The organism is Paraburkholderia sp. BGA-UO-ETr-F21, assembly GCF_059567925.1.
In genome coordinates this window covers 131,538-150,385 of record NZ_JCAQOY010000038.1, presented here as the reverse complement: position 1 = coordinate 150,385, position 18,848 = coordinate 131,538, and the positions used below count along the sequence as shown (strand labels likewise).

Annotated in this window: 12 protein-coding genes and 1 pseudogene; 7 read left to right on the top strand and 6 right to left on the bottom strand. The window is 63.7% G+C overall.

What is annotated here, in order from left to right:
- Positions 1-82 precede the first annotated feature (82 nt).
- Positions 83-466 (bottom strand): tautomerase family protein, encoded by a 384-nt coding sequence (locus AC57B1_RS28825; protein ID WP_091804777.1) that lies wholly within the window; start codon positions 464-466, stop codon positions 83-85.
- 104 nt (positions 467-570) lie between these two features.
- On the opposite strand from AC57B1_RS28825, the gene AC57B1_RS28820 reads away from it, so the two are divergent.
- The gene (locus tag AC57B1_RS28820) at positions 571-1,422 is read left to right on the top strand and encodes a LysR family transcriptional regulator (RefSeq protein ID WP_496419401.1); all 852 of its coding nucleotides are present in this window, start codon (positions 571-573) and stop codon (positions 1,420-1,422) included.
- Positions 1,423-1,556: 134 nt separating this feature from the next.
- Here the strand turns inward: AC57B1_RS28820 and AC57B1_RS28815 are convergent, their stop codons facing one another.
- Positions 1,557-2,240: a hypothetical protein gene (locus tag AC57B1_RS28815; RefSeq protein ID WP_496419400.1), complete on the bottom strand. Its 684-nt coding sequence runs from the start codon at positions 2,238-2,240 to the stop codon at positions 1,557-1,559.
- Between the two features lie 112 nt (positions 2,241-2,352).
- Between AC57B1_RS28815 and AC57B1_RS28810 the strand changes: the two genes are divergently transcribed.
- Positions 2,353-2,790, top strand: a complete 438-nt coding sequence (locus AC57B1_RS28810) for an MbcA/ParS/Xre antitoxin family protein (protein ID WP_177205133.1) — start codon at positions 2,353-2,355, stop codon at positions 2,788-2,790.
- Positions 2,787-3,488: an RES family NAD+ phosphorylase gene (locus AC57B1_RS28805; RefSeq protein ID WP_496419399.1), complete on the top strand. Its 702-nt coding sequence runs from the start codon at positions 2,787-2,789 to the stop codon at positions 3,486-3,488. The genes AC57B1_RS28810 and AC57B1_RS28805 overlap by 4 nt, the downstream gene beginning before the upstream one ends.
- A 41-nt stretch (positions 3,489-3,529) precedes the next feature.
- Here AC57B1_RS28805 and AC57B1_RS28800 read toward each other — a convergent pair whose 3' ends face one another.
- The 4 genes and pseudogenes from AC57B1_RS28800 to AC57B1_RS28785 all read right to left on the bottom strand — a co-directional run bounded on the left by AC57B1_RS28800 (position 3,530) and on the right by AC57B1_RS28785 (position 8,209).
- On the bottom strand, positions 3,530-4,267 hold the full coding sequence (locus tag AC57B1_RS28800; protein WP_177205134.1) for a metallophosphoesterase: 738 nt from the start codon (positions 4,265-4,267) through the stop codon (positions 3,530-3,532).
- Positions 4,268-4,412: 145 nt separating this feature from the next.
- Positions 4,413-5,837 (bottom strand): annotated as a pseudogene (locus tag AC57B1_RS28795) (c-type cytochrome).
- Between the two features lie 19 nt (positions 5,838-5,856).
- Entirely contained in the window at positions 5,857-7,458 is a 1,602-nt protein-coding gene (locus AC57B1_RS28790) for a GMC family oxidoreductase (RefSeq protein ID WP_496419398.1), read from the bottom strand.
- Positions 7,459-7,615: 157 nt separating this feature from the next.
- Positions 7,616-8,209, bottom strand: coding sequence for a sugar dehydrogenase complex small subunit (locus tag AC57B1_RS28785; protein WP_496419397.1), 594 nt, complete (start codon positions 8,207-8,209; stop codon positions 7,616-7,618).
- A gap of 359 nt (positions 8,210-8,568) precedes the next feature.
- On the opposite strand from AC57B1_RS28785, the gene AC57B1_RS28780 reads away from it, so the two are divergent.
- From AC57B1_RS28780 to glgB, 4 genes are all read left to right on the top strand, one after another.
- Positions 8,569-9,231, top strand: coding sequence for a DUF1345 domain-containing protein (locus AC57B1_RS28780; RefSeq protein ID WP_496419396.1), 663 nt, complete (start codon positions 8,569-8,571; stop codon positions 9,229-9,231).
- Positions 9,232-9,698: 467 nt separating this feature from the next.
- On the top strand, positions 9,699-13,151 hold the full coding sequence (locus tag AC57B1_RS28775) for a maltotransferase domain-containing protein (protein ID WP_496419395.1): 3,453 nt from the start codon (positions 9,699-9,701) through the stop codon (positions 13,149-13,151).
- Positions 13,148-16,612 carry a maltose alpha-D-glucosyltransferase gene (treS, locus tag AC57B1_RS28770; protein WP_496419394.1) on the top strand — a complete coding sequence of 1,155 codons (3,465 nt, stop codon included), beginning with the start codon at positions 13,148-13,150 and terminating at the stop codon, positions 16,610-16,612. Before AC57B1_RS28775 ends, treS begins: the two co-directional genes overlap by 4 nt.
- Positions 16,605-18,815, top strand: a complete 2,211-nt coding sequence (gene glgB, locus AC57B1_RS28765) for a 1,4-alpha-glucan branching protein GlgB (RefSeq protein WP_408348917.1) — start codon at positions 16,605-16,607, stop codon at positions 18,813-18,815. Before treS ends, glgB begins: the two co-directional genes overlap by 8 nt.
- Positions 18,816-18,848: the final 33 nt, after the last annotated feature.

The window sequence follows — 18,848 nt, the reverse complement described above, 5'->3', positions numbered from 1 at the left end:
TTGCCGCGCATCTGACGACCGACGGGCGGCATGGCCGCCCGTTTTCGTCTCCGAAGCTCGCGCTAACGGGCCGGCGTGGCGCTTACAGCGCGTACTGCGCAATCCCATTGCCGAACGACCAGTTTTCCTTCAGCACCTCGACGAGATTGATCAACACATCCTCTCGTCGCAGCCCCGGCGACTCCGCCAATTCGTCCGCCATCCGCTTGTATAGCGCCCGCTTCTGCTCGAGCGTGCGCGTGTTGTTCAGCGTGATCTGAATCATCACGAGATCGTCGCTTCGCTCCACGTTCAAATACTGGTTGTCGTACACAAAGTTGCCGGCCTCGTGCTCGGTGATCAGCATGAAGATGTCGTCCTTCGGCACGTTGAACGTCGCCACCAGCGCGCGTTGGATGCTGTCGGTCAGCGCCTTCCGGTATTCGACGGGCTTGCCGGCGCGTAAAGCGATTCGTGTGAGCGGCATGATGAACCTCCTTCCCTGGTTGTGTTGATGCGGTAAGGACAGCTTAGGCGCGCTCAGTCATAATAAACAGACATCAATGGTGATTTCATCTATATTCATTTGAAATGAAAGTTCTCGATCTCGATGCGGTCCGGGCATTCGTCCTGGTCGCCGATCTGCACAGCTTCACGCGTGCCGCGGACGCGCTCGACACAACGCAATCGGCCGTCAGCCTGAAGCTCAAACGGCTGGAGGCGCATCTGGGCAAGCAATTGCTGGAGCGCACGCCGCGCGTCGTGCGTCTTTCCGCGGACGGCAACGCGTTCCTCGGCGCCGCACGCGACTTGCTCAACGCGCATGAACGCGCGCTGGGGTCGCTGTCGGTCGAGCGTCGGCGGCTCGCGTTGGGGCTCAGCGAGCACGTGGCGGGACCGGACTTGCCGCTTCTGCTCGGCAGGCTCAATGCGCACGATCCGGGTCTGGTAATCGAATTGCATCTGGGCACGTCTTCCGCGCTGCTTGCGCAATTCGACGAACGCCGCCTCGACGCGGTAATCATCCGCTATGGCGCCGACGAACCGCCGCGCGACGACGCGCAGGTGCTGTTCAGCGAACCGCTCGCCTGGCTCGCCACGCCGGCGTGGCTGCCGCGAGTCGGCGAACCATTGGCGCTGGCGCTGTTGAGCCCGCCATGCAACGTGCGCGACGTGGCGCTGCGCACACTCACGCAGGCGGGCATTGGGTGGCAGGAGGTGTTCGTCGGCGGTGGCGTGGCGGCCGTCGGCGCGGCGGTGGCGGCAGGTCTGGCGGTGTCGCCGCTGGCGCGCCGCGTGGCGCCGCGCGGTCTGATCGACGTCGGCCCGCGGCTGGGCTTGCCGCTGCTGCCGGAATCTCGCGTCACGCTGCATTCGCGGGTGAGAGATGCGCGGTCGTTGGAAACGTTGCGGTTGGTGACGAATGGGTTGGCGACACAATGACGAAGCGCCTCGTCATGTTGATCCACAAATGAAAGTCGACGCCTTTCTTTTAACCCAGAAAAATCCTCGTCCGCGGCATAAAGGCGGAGGTCGACCAGCCAGCCGAAGCGCGAACGCGCGCTCCGGTTTCGAGATCAGTGAATGATCGGCGGCAGCGAGCCGCTGCTGGCGGTAGCGGGATTGCTCGTTGCGCTCGCCGGATTGGCGCCAATGTTTGCGGATGGCGCCGTATTGACGGATGACGAAGGCGAATTCACCAGGGACGCAGCCGGTTTGGTCGCACCGGGTTTCGCCGCAACCTTGACCTTCTGCGGATGCGTCGAACGGCTCGCGACCAGGTTGGCGTGCATGACCTTGCCGTGTCCCGGCTTCGCCTGAACGACTTGCGCATGCGGCTTTTTACGCTGCGTCACGACCGCCGCTTTCGATTGGGTCTTGTTCGCGCCTGCTGCCTTGGTTCCGCTCTTCGTGACGCCCTTGGCCGCCACCTTGCTGACGCTGCCATGCGCCGACGGTTTACCGCCGTGTCCCGACGCTGATGCAACGTGCGACGTGGCATGCCCCGTACCCGACGCATGCTTCGGAGCAGACCTTGCGGCGGACTTTGAAGCCGACTTCGAAGCGGACTTTGAAGCGCCTTTCGAGCCAACGCCAGACTGTCCGTTGCCGGCTGCCCCCGTCTTTGTCCCAGCCTGCTTCGTGACATGCCCGCTCTGTTCGGACGGGTTCCACACTTCCGTATAACCCGCGGCCATGACCGGTCCTGACATACACCACACGGCGAACGCCGCTCCCACTGCTACTGCTCGCACGCCCATCTCCTGCCTCTCCTGATCTTCGACTTTATAACGAGCCTGGATTATATTCTCTTGCAAAAATCCATATTTAGACTAACATTAATTTCAAGTACACATTAGGACTTTTCCACTCATGGCTCACGCTGCTCGTGCCACCCAACCTGAAGAGCCGATTCGCCGGCCGCCTTCAGCACCCACGCTAACGGAAATGTCCGCGGCAGGGCTGCGCGCGTTCTTCAACATCGCCCGCGACTGGGACTTGAGCGCGGAAGAGCAGATCGTGCTGCTAGGCTCGCCGGGCCGCTCGACTTATTTCAAATGGAAGGCAGCGCCCGAAACGGCCCGCCTCGGGCGCGACACGCTCGAACGCCTGTCGCTGCTGCTCGGTATCTATAAGGCGCTGCAAATCCTGCTGCCGCAGGCCAGCATCGCCGACACCTGGATCAAACGTCCCAACAGCGCGCCGCCGTTCGGCGGCCGCCGCGCGCTGGACCGCATGCTGGCGGGCAACATTAGCGACCTCGTGGCCGTGCGCCAGTATCTCGACGCAATGCGAGGCGGCTGGGCGTGACACAACCGCATTGGCAGGACCGCTGGCGTACCACGCCGCTCGATTGGTCGCCCGCGTATCGCGTGATTCCGACGCGCTTTCCGGCCGTCAATCTGTTCGACCGGGTTGCCTCGCCGGAAGACTTCGACGCGCTCTACGCGCTCGAAGCCATGACCAACGACCGTCTGCGCACCGAAGTCGGCGAACTCGATCTGGTGCCGCGCGAAGAGCGTCGCTTCGGACCGGGCTATGGGCCGATCATGGCCGCGCTGACCCATTTGAACCCGCTCGGCAGCCGCTTCTCCGACGGCACCTATGGCGTGTTTTATTGCGCCCGTTCACGCGCCACCGCGATCGCGGAAACGCGCTATCACACGGGGAAATTTCTGGAAGCAACGGCCGAACCGCCCATGCGCCAGCAGATGCGCCTCTATACCGTCGTCGCGCTAGGCAACGTGGTGGACATTCGCGCCGACAAGTCGATGGATCCCGCGGTGCTGTCGCCGGATGATTATCTGGCCGGACAATCCCTCGGCCGGGCGGTCCGCGAGGCGGGTGCGCCGGGTATCGTGTATCCATCGGTGCGGGACGACGAAGGCGAATGCCTCGCCGCGTTCAAAACCACGCTCCTGCGCGACTGTCATCACGCTGCGTATCTGGAATACAACTGGAACGGCAACGAGGTGGATATGGTTTTCGAACTCAACCAGGTGGGCTAGGCTGACAAGCCCGCACGCGGGCGCAAGCCGTCAAGGCAGTGTCAAGGCAGCGCCAGCGCTGCCGCCCCTTCCGCGCGAGCCTCTTCGACCGAGATCGACCAGCGCCGCAGCGCCAGCGGCTCCACGATCGTGAGCTTGCCTTCCGGGCCGAACGCGCCAGTGTCGATAAACACCTGCGAGCCGACCTGCTTGATGTCACGCATCGGCGTGTGGCCGCAGTAGGTCAGCGAGAGACCGCGCTGCCGCTGCGGATCGCCATTGCCCAATGCCAGTTCGCGTCCCCACAGCAATTGCTGGCGGGTTTCGGCGGAGAAATTCCCCGCATCGAGCTCGGCATCCGTGCCGAAGAATTCCCCATGCAGCACGTTGAAGCGCTCCTTGCCACTGCCGATCACGCGCGCAAGCGGCAACCCGCGCAGGATTTCGGCGTAGTGTTGCAGGCGTTCGTCGGAAAGTTGCGCCGCCCATAGGCCCCCGATCCCATACCACGACTGACGCCGCAAGCGTCCATCGGCGACGGCGCACAGCATGTCTTCATGGTTGCCGAGCACGGCGAAAAACCACGGCTTGTCGAGCAGAGCCAGAGCGAGTTCGGAATGCTCGCCGCGATCCACCAGATCGCCGACCGAAAAGAGCCGGTCGCGCGCCGGGTCGAACGTAATCACGCGCAGCAGATAGCGCAATGCATCGACGCAACCATGCAGGTCGCCGACCACGAAGTCGCGACCGCTCCGGTTGGCCGGATGATGTTCAACGGAATTGACGAGTACGGAAGCCATGGGTCCATGATAATGCGGCATCCGGGACGCGTATGCGCGCTGCCCATCGTATCCTAGCGCCGCAGCGAGCTGAAACGACGCAAATCGACGCAAAACTGGCATTTTTCCGGCAGCCCTTACCGGAAATACACACCTAACGCGGTCACTATTGCTGAGTGCGCAGTTTGGTGACCTGATCGGCCGTCACGGTCGACTGCGGATTGCCGAACTGTCTGGTCACGTAGTTCGTAATGGCGGCCACCTGATCGTCGCTGAGCTGGGTGCCGAATGCCGGCATCAACACGTCCGCCTGTTTCGTCGTACGACTGACGCCGCGCAGGATCACCAGCGCCAGATTGTTGGCGTCGCTCGCGCCCACCGCCGAGTTATGGATCAGCGACGGATACGCCCCGGGCGCGCTCGCGCCCACACCCTGCCCCGTCCAGCTATGGCAGCTCGCGCAGTTCGCCACGAACAATTGCGCGCCGTTCACGGCATGAATGGCAGTGCCGCGCAGTGCCGTCACGTCGTCGGCGGGATTGCCCCACTGGTCGCGCGGGCGCGATTCGCCACCGTTGATCGGCGGCACGGCGCGCAGATACGCGACGATCGAGCCGAGATCTTCGCGCGTCAGATATTGTGTGCTGTCGGCCACCACTTCGGCCATTGGGCCGGCCGCGTTCGCACGGCCCGGCGCCGCGCCGGTCGATAGATACGACACCAGCTCGTCGTCGCTCCAGTTGCCCACGCCGCTCGTCTTGTCAGACGTGATGTTGTACGCGTGCCAGCCGGCCTGCACGGCACCCGAAAGACGTGAGCTCGACTTCAAACCCTGCGTGACGTTGCGCGGCGTATGGCATTCCTCGCAATGGGCGAGTCCTTGCACCAGGTAAGCGCCGCGATTCCATTGCGCGCTTTGCTTCGGATCGGGAACGAAGCGGCCTTCGGTGAAATTGAACAGATTCCAGAACACCATCAATCAGCGCTGATTGAATGGGAATGTCAGGCTGTTGCCCGGCGGCGAATAGTGGATCGGCGTGAGCGTATTCAGATACGCGCGAATGGCCAGCACGTCCTGATCCGTGACCTTGGTGTACTCCGCGTACGGGAAGGCCGGATACAAGCGTTGGCCACTTCTGCCGATGCCTTCATGCATGGCTCGCAGAAAATCGACGTCGCTCCATTGGCCGATGCCGGTGTCCGGATCGGGCGTGATGTTCGGCGTCACGATCGTGCCGAACGGCGTGTTGATCGGCAGGCCGCCCGCGAACGGCCGCGCTTTGTCCGCCGTGTGGCAGGCCGCGCAATCGCCGGCGCGCGCGAGGTACTCGCCGCGCTTGACCAGATTGCCGCCGGCCACCTCAGCCGGGACGACCTCGCCATTGGCCGACTGCGAGGCGTCATCCGCGCGGGCCTGCGCAATAGGCAACTCGTCGTTGCGTTGCACCTTGGGGCCGTGTGCCTCATACCAGGCGACATAGAGCGCGAACAGCGAAAAGATCGCTGCGAGCGTCGCGACCCCGAAGTGACGGCGCCGGGCGTTCCGCACAAGCGCATCAACCGGCTGCACGCGAGAGGTGTTCTTCTTCATTGTGGTGCTCCGTTCAGGCTCAGATTTCACGCTTGAGCTTGTCGGCCAGTTTCAGCGACAAGGCCGCGATCGTCAGCGTGCAATTCACCGATGCCGCGCTCGGCATCACGCCGCTGCTGGCAATGAACAGATTGGAGTGATCGTGCGTGCGGCAGTCCGCATCCACGACCGAATTCGCCGGATCGCTGCCCATGATCGTCGTGCCCATGATGTGATTGTTGGGAGCGAAGGTGTCGTCGAACGAGACCTCGACGCCGCCGAACAGCGCGGCGATCTGCCCGTACAGTTCGTGCGTATTGGCTGCGCTTTTCTTCACGTAGTCATTGATCGAGTAATAGATCTCCGGCTGCGGGATGCCGAGCGAATCCTTGTGATCCGCCGAAGGCAGCACGCGGTTCTGCGGCTCCGCCAGATGCTCATGGAAGCTGTTGATACTCAGCGTGCGCGACGCACGGTCGCGAATCTGCCGGTCGAGCTCGGCGCCGGTAAGGCCCTGCTTCAGCAGTGCGGCGGTCACGGCCATGGTCGGCACGCCATTCGAGAGATGCAGTTTCTTCGCCGCGTAATCGGAGCGGAACGCGCCGTCGCGGAAGTTCACGATCGAGGTCATTTCCATCGGCCCGCGTCCGGGCCACAGCGGTTCATTGGCAAGAAACGTGACGCCCGTGCCCGGATGATCCATCAGGTTGCGACCCACCTGATCGGAACTGTTGCCCACGCCGTGCGGGAATTTATCGGAAGTGGACATCAGCATCAGCTTTGGCGTTTCGATGCCGTTCGCGGCGAGCACGAACAGCTTGCCGGTCACGCGCGTGCTGTTGCCGTTCGGGTCCTTGTAGTGAACCGCTGTAATCAGCCCTTTGTTGTCCGCTTCGACGCGGTACACCACCGCCTCGGGAACCAGCCTCGCACCGGCCTGTTCGGCCTTCTCCGCATGCACCACGCCGTTGTACATCGCGGCGATCGGGCAGATCGGCATGCAGTTGTTGTTGCCGCAACAAGTGGGCCGCGCATCGTAAGGACGGCTGTTGCGCGCCACCGGCTCGGGCACGACCTTGAAGCCGTGCGCATTGAGCACGTCGCTAAAGCGCTGATCCATATAAGAGAGGGGAAGCTGGCTCATCGGATACGGCTTCGAGCGCGGCGAACCGAGATCGATCGAATTGTCGGGCCCCGACACGCCGAGTTGTACCTCCGCCGCCGAATACCACGGCTCCAACGTTTCATAGGGATAGGGCCAGTCGCGCCCCACGCCGTACAGCTTGCGCAACTGGAAATCTGACGGCAACAGCCGCCATGCCGCGGCCGCCCAGTGCCAGGTCGTGCCGCCTACCAGCCGGAGATACTGCGAGTTGTACGGATAGTCGCCCTTCTGGATCAGATAATGGTTGGCGGGGGCGTACTCGGGATGCGGAGCGTAAGGCGTCGACGGATAAGGCGTCGCGAAGTCGGACTTGACCGGCGAATTGCGGAAGTTCTCGACGATCTGCCAGCGCGGAATGCGCGGCCCGGCTTCGAGCAGAATCACCGACGCGCCGGCCAGCGCCATCTGATGCGCAACCAGTCCGCCTGCCACGCCCGAACCGACCACGACGATATCGGCAGAGTTTGCGTTTGCCATTGTTGCCCTCTCTCTTCTTTTGTGTCGACCTGAGTTCGCTTGAACGCGTCACGCGGGTCCAGTGCAGAGCACTTTATGCTGGCTTGCTGTACGCGCGTGCCCGAGCTGCGTCGAACGATTCGATCGAACGCTGCGGCACACGCAAGAGAAACGACGTTCAGGCATTCACCGGTTTCTTTGTCCAGTAGAACGGCACGTCGCGGCAATAAGACGGAATCGTCAGTACGTCCTTCACGGGCTCGAACATCAGCGCCTTTTCATAAGCGACCACTTCCACATGCGGCGTGTCGCCCACGAGGCCGAGATACCACGCGCGCATGATCGCGCCGACGGATTTCGCGAGCGCGGGCTGATCAGCCTGCAAGGCTTGTGTGACGGTATCTGATGGCACACCGCCGTGGCCCTGCAGCCATGTGTTGAGCGCGGCAACGTTCTGGTCGAAATGATTGTCGGATTTGGCCAGGGCGTCATAGACGCGTTTGCCGAGCGTGGCGTCGAAGCCGGTGCGGCCTGTGAGGCGCTGCGAGAGCGCGAGGAAGGCATCGAGCCCGGCGCCTGCGGGCGCATCGGCCCATGCCGGGGCGATCCATGAAAGTGAGCGGCCGGCGCCGGCAAATGCGAACGCCGCGGCCGCGGCGCACGCACCGAGCACCCACGCTCTACGCGACGCTGAAAACGAAGCTGATGACGACAAGCCTGCGGGATGCGTCACCTCGTGGTGCGCATCATTATTCTCGGGAACATCTGTCATGGGGACTCCAGATGGTGAGTCGTTCTCAACTTGCCACACGGCCCCGGCGGTGTGCCGTTCGCGCGTGGCGTCGATCTTCTACCCCAAACCTGGCCTGAAGCCGCTTAAGCGGTCTGTCTTGTTAGCCCGCACGAACCCCATGCGAGCCGAGCTACGTTGTGCTGAAGACATCCGTATGAAACGGTGCGCACTGCATGGCATGAACGGGCAAAAAACTGCCGCCTGCCAATCGCCTTTCAATTGAAAGCGGCACGCAAGCGCGTTGCGAAAGACTATAGCCTGTGACCCGCCCATTCGACAAATACAGGTCGAAGCCCGGGTAGAATCCGCGAAACCGAGAGTCCTTCACACGCCATTCCATGCTGACAAAATATCTTCCACAAGTTCTTCGGAATCGGCCACGCATGCTGGTCGGCCTTGCGCTCGGCATCATCGCGGCGCTGGCCGTGCCGGCGCACACGCGCCCGATGGTTCGCGTGCTGGTCGGCTGGGACGCCGCCATCTGGAGTTACCTGGCGATGATCTGGGTCTACATGGCCCTTGCCGACGAAGGCGGCGTGCGCGAATCCGCCCGGCGCGACGACGAGAACGCGGGCGTCGTGCTCATGGTGATCTGCGTGGCGACCATTGCGAGTATTGCGGCCATCGTGCTGGAATTGGCATCGGCAAAGGGAACAGCGGGCGCTTCCACGGTCTGGCACTACACGCTGACCGGACTGACGATGTTCGGCGCCTGGTTCCTGATCCCGACCATCTTCACCCAGCACTACGCGCGCCTTTACTACGACCCGGATGCCCCGGAGACGCCGCTGCAGTTTCCCGACAAGGGGCTTCACCCGGACTACTGGGACTTCCTGTATTTCTCGTTCACGATCGCCGTGGCCTCGCAGACGTCGGACGTGATGCTGCGCTCGCGTTCGGTTCGCCGCGCCGCCCTCGCGCAATCGGTCCTGTCGTTTTACTTCAACGTCGCTGTGTTCGGGTTGTGCGTGAATATCGCAGCGGGCCTGCTCGGCTCGTGAACCTGCCGGCACGAGCGCGCCCTCGCGCCGCCTCCGCCGCATAGAACTCCGCCTTTTGCGGGCAATCGCGCAGTCCCTCACCCTTCGCGTGTAAATCCCGGGCGCCTCCCGCCCGTTTTACACGCGGCGGCCGTTCGCGGCCTCGCGCCAATGCCTCGCGTCTGCCGTCGCATCTTCCGGCCAGGCCCACTGCGGGACGCCCGGCCCTCCCATCCCTCGCTGCGCCCGAGCCGCACTGGCACAGCGTTTGCTGCGTCTTCCGAATCGATCTGGCCAGCCCGTGCAATCGACGCCTGGCGTCAAAGCACCCCTTACTGGCCAGCGGCGTGACGATCTTTGCACTACATTGACCAGTACGCGCCCTCGCTTCTTGCATCGCGCGGTATCCGGCTCTGGAAGCCCAATGAGCGCTGTGATCGCATGCCAATTGCATCCACACCGCAGCAGGACGAATCTGGAAACGACCGATGGAATCTCCAAACGGGTACGCGCCGCGGATTTACTTTTTTCATTCACTTCTGGTTGGGCCGCTCGATGCATGGCCTGCGCAGTTCGCGCATGCAGCCGCACTGGGCTTCGATCACGCGCTGATCGGCAGCCTTTTCGAGCCCGGACGAGCTGGCCACGGACAGGTGGTCGGCAGCCATGACCGTCTTCATCCGGTATTCGAGGCCCAACAGCCCGCCGCCGAGGCGATTCGCACGCTCGCCAACGGCGCCGCGCAGAGCGGGCTGACCTTGCTGGTCGATCTGGTGATCGACCGGATGGCCGCCGATGGCGCGCTGTACGCCGAACATGCCGACTGGTTCCACGCATTCGAGTCTGAAGAGGCGCGGCTCGACCCGCGTCATGTGCATCGCGAGGACAACGTCGCCTATGCCAACTTCAACGACGCCGGCAGCAGCGCCGCGCTGGTCGAATGGTGGACCCGGCAGTTGCTGGCGCTCGCCGACGCCGGCGTGGGCGGCTTCCGATTTGATTCGCCGCACCGCGTACCGAGCGGCGTTTGGCGGCAGTTGGGCGACGCGGTTCGCGCGAAGCATCCCGACGTGCGCTTTCTCGCGGCCACGCCCGGCCTTGCTCGCGCTGATCTGGCCGGCCTCGACGGCGCTGGCTTCGACAGCGTGTTCTCGTCGGTGCGCTGGTGGGACTTCCGCTCCAGCTGGATGGTCGAAGAACACGCTGCGCTCGCGCGCCTTGGCACACCGATCGCGTTTCCGGAAGCGCCTTATGGCACCCGCCTCGCCGCCGAGTTGGGCGATGCTCACGACGCCGCCATCGTCGAGCGGGCTTACCGGCGCGCGCTGTACACGTCGGTTTCGATCGGCACGGGCTGGATGATGCCGATGGGCTTCGAATACGGCATCACCGAACCCATGTCGCAAACGCGCGGCGATGCTTCGCAGTTCGCTCTCGCTGTTCAGGCCAAACCATTCGATCTCTCGGAACACGTCACGCACGCGAACCACATTGCGCGCGATACGAATACGCTGCACGCCAACGGCGAATTGCGCCCGCTGAGCGGGCCCGGCGTACCTGCAGCGGTCTTGTTGCGCGCCGACCAACGCGACCTGCGCGATGCCGACGAGGCCATCCTGATCGCGATCAATCCCGACCTCGGCGCGCCGGTGCGCGTCGATCCTGCGCGCTTCCTCGCGGGCGTGCCGGGCAACTTCACGCGCTTCGTGCCGCTCGACGCCTCCGCCAGCGCTTCGCCCGCCACGCTCACGCCGTTCGCGCTCGCACCCGGCGCGGTTCGCCTGTTTCGCGCCATCACGGAGAAACCGATCCGTCTCGCGCCGCCCATCGACAAAGCGAACAGCAAGCGCAGCGGCCGCAAGACCGTGGTCGAAGCGATCAACGCGCCGCGCGTGGCGATCGAAAGCGTGACGCCTTCGGTCGATAACGGCCGCTTCGCGGCCAAGCGCACCGTGGGTGAACGCGCCGAAATCACCGCCGCGATTTTCGCCGAAGGTCACGACAAGATTGCCGCCGCCGTGATCTGGCGCGCCGCCGACGAAACCGCGTGGCATGAAGTGCTGATGACGCCGGCTCAACCCGCCGGGCTCGACATCTGGAAAGCGCGCATTCCGCTCGACCGCATGGGCCGCCACGAGTTCACCGTGATCGCGTGGCGCGACGACTTCGCTTCACTGGTCGAACATATTCAGAAGAAGCTGAAGGCGGGGCAAACCGTCGAACTCGAACTCGACGAAGCCGCGCATCTGTTCGCGCTCGTGCTTGCAGAAGTGGAAACCTCGGAAGGCGCGCTTACCGCGCCGCTCGAACATATCGTCAAGGAGTTCACCAAAGCCGACGCTGAAACGAAGCTCGCGCTGCTGCTCGCGCCGACCACGGCGAGGGCGATGACCGCTGCGCGCCACCGGCCGTTCCTGAGCCGCGATCCGGTCATCTACAAGATCGACGCAGACCGCACCGCAGCGCGCTTCGCGAGCTGGTACGAGATCTTCCCGCGCTCGATGAGCGACGACGAATCGCGCCACGGCACCTTCGCCGACGTGACGAAGAAACTGCCGCGCATTCGCGACATGGGTTTCGACGTGCTGTATTTCCCGCCGATCCACCCGATCGGCGTGGCCAATCGCAAAGGCCGTAACAACACGCTGACCGCGCAGCCCGGCGATGTCGGCAGCCCGTATGCGATAGGCGGAGTCGAAGGCGGCCACACCGCCGTGCATCCGCAGTTGGGCACGCTCGACGACTTCAAGGCGATGCTCGCCGCTGCGCATGAGCACGGCCTCGAAATCGCGCTCGACTTCGCAGTGCAGTGCTCGCCGGATCACCCGTGGCTCAAGGAGCATCCAACGTGGTTCGCGTGGCGCCCCGACGGCACGCTGCGCTACGCGGAAAATCCGCCGAAGAAGTATCAGGACATCGTCAACCCCGACTTCTATGCGCACGACGCCAAGCCGGATTTATGGCTCGCGCTGCGCGACGTGTTCCTGTTCTGGATCGAAGCGGGCGTGCATATCTTCCGCATCGACAACCCTCACACCAAACCGCTGCCGTTCTGGGAATGGGTGATTGGCGATGTGCGCGCGCGCTATCCGGACACCATCTTCCTTGCCGAAGCGTTCACACGGCCGCGCATGATGAACCGGCTCGGCAAGATCGGCTTCTCGCAGTCGTACACGTACTTCACGTGGCGGGAATCGAAGCGCGATTTCATCGAGTACATGACCGAACTCACGCAAACCGGCGCGCGTGATTCGTACCGGCCGAACTTCTTTGTCAATACGCCGGATATCAACCCGCGGCATCTGCAATCGCAGGGCCGCACGGGGTTTCTGATTCGCGCCGCGCTCGCCTCGACGCTAGCCGGGTTGTGGGGCGTGTATAGCGGTTTCGAGTTGTGCGAAGCCGCTGCTCTGCCGAACAGCGAGGAATATCTCGACTCCGAGAAGTACCAGCTACGCGCGTGGGACTGGAACCGGCCCGGCAACATCGTTCCCGAGATCACTGCGCTGAACCGGATTCGCCGTGCGAACCCGGCATTGCAAACGCATCTCGGCCTGACATTCCTGCCCGCGCATAACGACAACGTTTTGTTATTCGAGAAGGCCACCGAATCACGCGACAACGTGATTCTCGTCGCGATCAATCTCGACCCGTTCAACGAACAGGGCGCGGATATCGAATTGTCGTGGGAGACTTTCCAGAAATGGAATCTGCACGATCATGGCCCGCTGGAAGTCACCGACCAGATGACCGGCGCGCGCTTCGAATGGCACGGCCGTTGGCAGCACGTCCAGCTCGGGTCGGGCCAGCCGTTCTCGATCTGGCGCATCGCGCCGCTCGGCGGCCTGCCCGCCGAACGGCCGGATGAAGCCGACAGCGACTCCGACAGCGTTCATCACGCAGACGCTGGCAACCCAACCCCAACGGAAGGTGCGACATGAAGCGTGACGATCCAGCTCAAACCACCACACAGTCACCCGTGGGCAACGCCCCTGGCAACACGGCCAGGCCGCGCACGAATCGGCGCGGCAAACCTGCGGCGTTGAGCGACGATCCGCTCTGGTACAAAGACGCGATCATCTATCAGGTACACATCAAGTCGTTCTTCGACGCGAATAACGACGGCGTCGGCGACTTCCCCGGCCTGATTGCGAAGCTCGATTACATTGCCGAACTCGGCGTGAATGCAATCTGGTTGTTGCCGTTTTATCCGTCGCCACGGCGCGACGATGGCTACGACATCGCCGATTACCGCAATGTGCACCCCGACTACGGTCAGATCGCCGATGTGAAGCGCTTCATTCAGGAAGCGCACGCACGCGGCATTCGCGTGATCACCGAACTGGTGATCAACCACACGTCGGACCAGCACCCGTGGTTTCAGCGCGCGCGCCGCGCGAAGCCCGGTTCGAACCATCGCAACTATTACGTATGGTCGAATACCGATCAGAAGTACCAGGAAACGCGGATCATCTTCATCGACTCGGAGCCGTCCAACTGGACGCACGATCCGGTAGCGGGCGCGTATTACTGGCACCGTTTCTACTCGCATCAGCCCGATCTGAACTTCGACAATCCGGCCGTGCTGAAGGAAGTGCTGCAGGTCATGCGCTTCTGGCTCGATATGGGTATCGACGGGTTGCGGCTGGACGCAGTGCCGTATCTGGTTGAACGTGAAGGCACGAACAACGAGAACCTGCCGGAAACGCACGCGGTGCTCAAAAAGATCCGCGCCACCATCGACGCCGAGTATCCGAACCGGATGCTGCTCGCCGAAGCCAACCAGTGGCCGGAAGACGTGAAGGAATATTTCGGCGACGAAGACGAATGCCACATGGCGTTCCACTTCCCGCTGATGCCGCGCATCTACATGTCGATTGCGAGCGAGGACCGTTTCCCGATTACCGACATCATGCGGCAAACGCCGGACCTTGCCGCCACGAACCAGTGGGCGATTTTCCTGCGCAATCACGACGAACTGACGCTGGAAATGGTCACGGATTCCGAGCGCGACTATCTGTGGAATACGTACGCGAGCGATCGCCGCGCGCGGCTGAATCTCGGCATTCGACGCCGTCTCGCGCCGCTGATGGAGCGCGACCGCCGCCGCATCGAGCTGATCAATTCGCTGCTGCTTTCCATGCCCGGCACACCCGTGATCTATTACGGCGACGAACTCGGCATGGGCGATAACATCCACCTCGGCGACCGCGACGGCGTGCGTACGCCGATGCAGTGGTCGTCGGATCGCAACGGCGGCTTCTCGCGCGCCGACCCTGAGCAACTGGTGCTGCCGCCGGTCATGGGCTCGCTGTACGGTTTCGACGCGGTCAACGTGGAAGCGCAAAGCCGCGACCCGCATTCGCTGCTGAACTGGACCCGGCGCATGCTCGCCACGCGCCGCGCGAAACAGACTTTCGGGCGCGGCACGATCCGTTTCCTGAAGCCGGAAAACCGCAAGATTCTCGCGTATCTGCGTGAGATGCCGGGTGAGCCGCCCATTCTGTGCGTGGCGAATCTGTCGCGCGCACCGCAAGCGGTCGAACTCGATCTGTCCGAGTTCAACGGTTCGGTGCCGATCGAAATGACCGCGGATTCCGTGTTCCCGGCGATCGGCCAGTTGACCTATCTGCTGACGTTCCCGCCGTATGGCTTCCTGTGGTTCATGCTGTGCCCCGGCGGCCAGCGTCCGACGTGGGCTCAGGCGCATTCGGAACCGCTGCCGGAATTCGTCACGATCGTGATTCGCGAAGGCCAGGTTGGCCCGACGCCGGAGAACGTGCGCCTGCTCGAATCGGAAGTGTTGCCTTCGTGGCTGAGCCGACGCCGCTGGTTTGCGTCGAAGGATCAGAAAATGCATGCCGTGCGGCTGGCGGCATTGACCACGATCCCGAACGGCGGCTTCGCCTTCACCGAGATCGAAGCGGACGTGGGCAATCACACCGAGCGCTACGTCGTGCCGATCGCGATCACATGGGGCGGCGAAACGACTTTCCCGCTGTTCATGCAGTTGGCGCTTGCGCGCGTGCGGCGAGGCCGCAATGTCGGGCATCTGACGGACGCGTTTGCGTTGCCGATCTTCGCGCATGGCGTGATGCGCAAGCTGCGCGAGCGCGCCGTCGTGCCGACCGTGCAGAAGAGCGAGATCAGATTCCTGCCGACCGAACGTTTCGCCGAACTCGAAGGGCTGGGCGAGCGGCCGGAGATTCGCTGGCTCGCGGCGGAGCAAAGCAACAGTTCGCTGATCATCGCCGATGCCGCCGTGCTGAAACTGGTGCGCCGTCTCGTCAGCGGCGTCCATCCCGAAGCCGAGATCAGCCGCTACCTGACGCAATTGGGCTACGCGAACACCGCGCCGCTGTATGGAGAAGTGGTGCGCGTCGATCCGGAAGGCGTGCCGCACACGCTCTGTATTCTGCAAGGCTTCATCGACAATCAGGGCGACGCGTGGAACTGGTCGCTCGACTATCTGCGCCGCTCGGTGGACGAACTCGCCATCGCCGTCGATACCGAAGCGCAGTCGGCGCCGGACCGTGCCAATGAATCGATCCTGATGGAGGGCTACAGCGCGTTGGCCGGCATTATCGGCAGGCGGCTCGGCGAACTGCACGTGGCGCTTGCCTCGCCGACGGACGACCCGGCGTTCGCGCCGGAATCGGCTAGCGCGGAGCAGGTGAAGGCGTGGATCGACGGCACGCAGGCAATGCTCGCCAGCGCGCTGGATCTGCTCGCGCCGCGCATCGAGCAGATGAGCGATCCCGAAACCAAGGCGCTGGCGCAAAGCCTGATCGACCGCCGCGCTGCGTTGGTTGCCGCCATCGGTTCGCTCGTTTCCGCCAACGCCGGCGCGCTGCGCATTCGTATTCACGGCGACTTCCATCTCGGCCAGGTGCTGGTCGCGCAGGGCGACGCTTATCTGATCGACTTCGAAGGCGAGCCGGCACGCACGCTCGAAGAGCGTCGTCAGAAGTCGAGCCCGCTACGCGACGTGGCCGGTCTGCTGCGCTCGCTGTCGTATGCGAGCGCAGCGGCGCAATCCACCACGGAAGCCGCGCCGCAACAGACCGCCGACCGCAAGCGGGCGTTGTTCGAACGTTTCCGCATGCATGCCGCCGAAACGTTCCTCAGCGAGTACCGCACGGCTGCCGCGGAGGCGCCGACGCCGCTCGTCGCGCCCGAAGCCGAACAGGCCTTGCTCGATCTGTTCCTGATCGAAAAGGCCGCCTACGAAATCCGTTACGAAGCGGCCAACCGCCCGACGTGGCTCAGCTTGCCCGTGCGCGGCCTCGCCGCGCTCACCAGCCGCCTGCTCGGCGATACTGGCACGCAGGCACACGATTCCTCAACCCAGGCGCCAGGCGCCGCCACACCGCCTAATCCGGCCGAGGGCGACTATGAGTGAGCACGATCCGGCCGCGGGCCTCCAACCGCTCGATATCGACGCGCTCGTCGAAGCGCGCCACCCCGATCCTTTCTCGCAGCTCGGGTTGCATCACACGGACGCGGGTCCGGTGGTGCGCGCGCTGTTGCCCAACGCCGCGCACGTCAGCGTAATTTCGCGCGCCGATGGCGCGCTGCTCGGCGAGCTCGAACAGTTGCGGCCGGGGCTCTTTGCCGGCCGCGTCACGTCCGCGGCGCCGTACCGTTTGCGGATCGACTGGCATGGCGTGGTGCAGGAAATCGAGGACACGTATTCGTTCGGTCCCGTTCTCGGCGACGAGCCGCTGGGGCGCCTCGCCGGCGGTGATCCCTACGCGGTGCTCGAATGCCTCGGCGCCCGTCCGATGGAAGTGGACGGCGTGCCGGGTGTGCGCTTCGCAGTGTGGGCGCCGAACGCGCGGCGCGCCTCGGTGGTGGGCGACTTCAATGCATGGGACGGCCGCCGGCATCCGATGCGGCTGCGGCACCAGGCCGGCGTGTGGGAATTGTTCGTGCCGCGTGTCGGTCCCGGCACGCGCTACAAATACGAACTGCTGTCGCGCGACGGTCACCCGCTACCTCTCAAGGCCGACCCGTGCGCGATGCAAACGGAGAAGCCGCCGGGCACTGCTTCCGTCGTGGCGCACGTCGACGAGGTCGAGCAGTTTCCGTGGACCGACCACGAGTGGATTCAATCGCGCGCCGACAAGCAGACTCCGCGCTCGCCGATTTCGATCTACGAAGCACACGCCGAATCCTGGTTGCGCGTCGCGGAAGAAGGTCAGCGCGGACTCGATTGGGACGAACTCGCGGAGCGGATGATTCCGTACGTGAAAAGCATGGGCTTCACGCACGTGGAGTTCATGCCGATTGCCGAGCATCCGTTCGGCGGATCGTGGGGCTACCAGCCGCTCGGGCAATTCGCGCCGTCTGCGCGCTTCGGCAAACCCGAACAGTTCGCGCGCTTCGTCGACAAGGCGCACGAAGCCGGACTCGGCGTGATTCTCGACTGGGTGCCCGCGCATTTTCCGAACGACGCGCATGGTCTCGTCGATTTCGACGGCACGCCGCTCTACGAGCACGCCGACCCGCGCGAAGGCTATCACCAGGACTGGAACACGATGATCTACAACCTCGGCCGCAACGAGGTGAGCGCGTTCCTGATCGCCTCCGGGCTCGCGTGGCTCAAGCGCTATCACGTCGACGGTTTGCGCGTCGATGCGGTGGCGTCGATGCTGTACCGCGACTATTCGCGCGCCGCTGACCAGTGGGTGCCGAACATTTACGGCGGCCGCGAGAACCTCGAATCGATTGCGTTCCTGAAGCGCCTGAATCACGAAGTCGGCTATGTGCCTGGCGTGCCGGGCGCGATCACGATCGCCGAGGAATCGACTGCATGGCCTGGCGTGACGGCTCGTGTCGAAGACGGCGGCCTCGGTTTCCAGTTCAAGTGGAACATGGGCTGGATGCACGACACGCTGCACTACATGGAAGAAGACCCGGTCTACCGCCAATACCATCACCACAACATGACGTTCGGGATGGTGTACGCGTATTCGGAGCGCTTCGTGTTGCCGCTGTCACACGACGAAGTGGTGCACGGCAAAGGCTCGTTGCTCGGCAAGATGCCGGGAGACAGGTGGCAAAAGTTCGCCAACCTGCGCGCGTATTTCGGTTTCATGTGGACGCATCCGGGCAAGAAGCTGCTGTTCATGGGCGGCGAATTCGGCCAGATGGCGGAATTCGACCACGATACGTCGCCGCATTGGCATCTGCTCGACGATGCGAACCACCACGGCCTGCAGAAGCTGGTGCGCGACCTGAATCGTCTGTATAGCGACGAGCCCGCGTTGTATCTGCTCGACTGCGAACCCGGCGGCTTCGAATGGCTAATCGGCGACGACAGCGGCAACAGCGTCTTCGCCTATCGCCGCACCGATGGCGCCGGCCGCGAACTCGTCGTAGTCTGCAACATGACGCCTGTGCCGCGAGTCGGTTACCGGATCGGCATGCCGCGCGCCGGGCGCTGGACAGAAGTGCTCAATACGGACGCCGGCGTGTACGGCGGCTCGAATATGGGCAACGGCGGACTGATCCACACCGATCCGCAATCGAGCCACGGCTGGCCGCATTCCGCCGCACTGACGCTGCCGCCGCTCGCGACGATCGTATTGCGCGCGGATTGACGCAGGTGCTGTAAGGCGAGCGCGCGGCGTGCG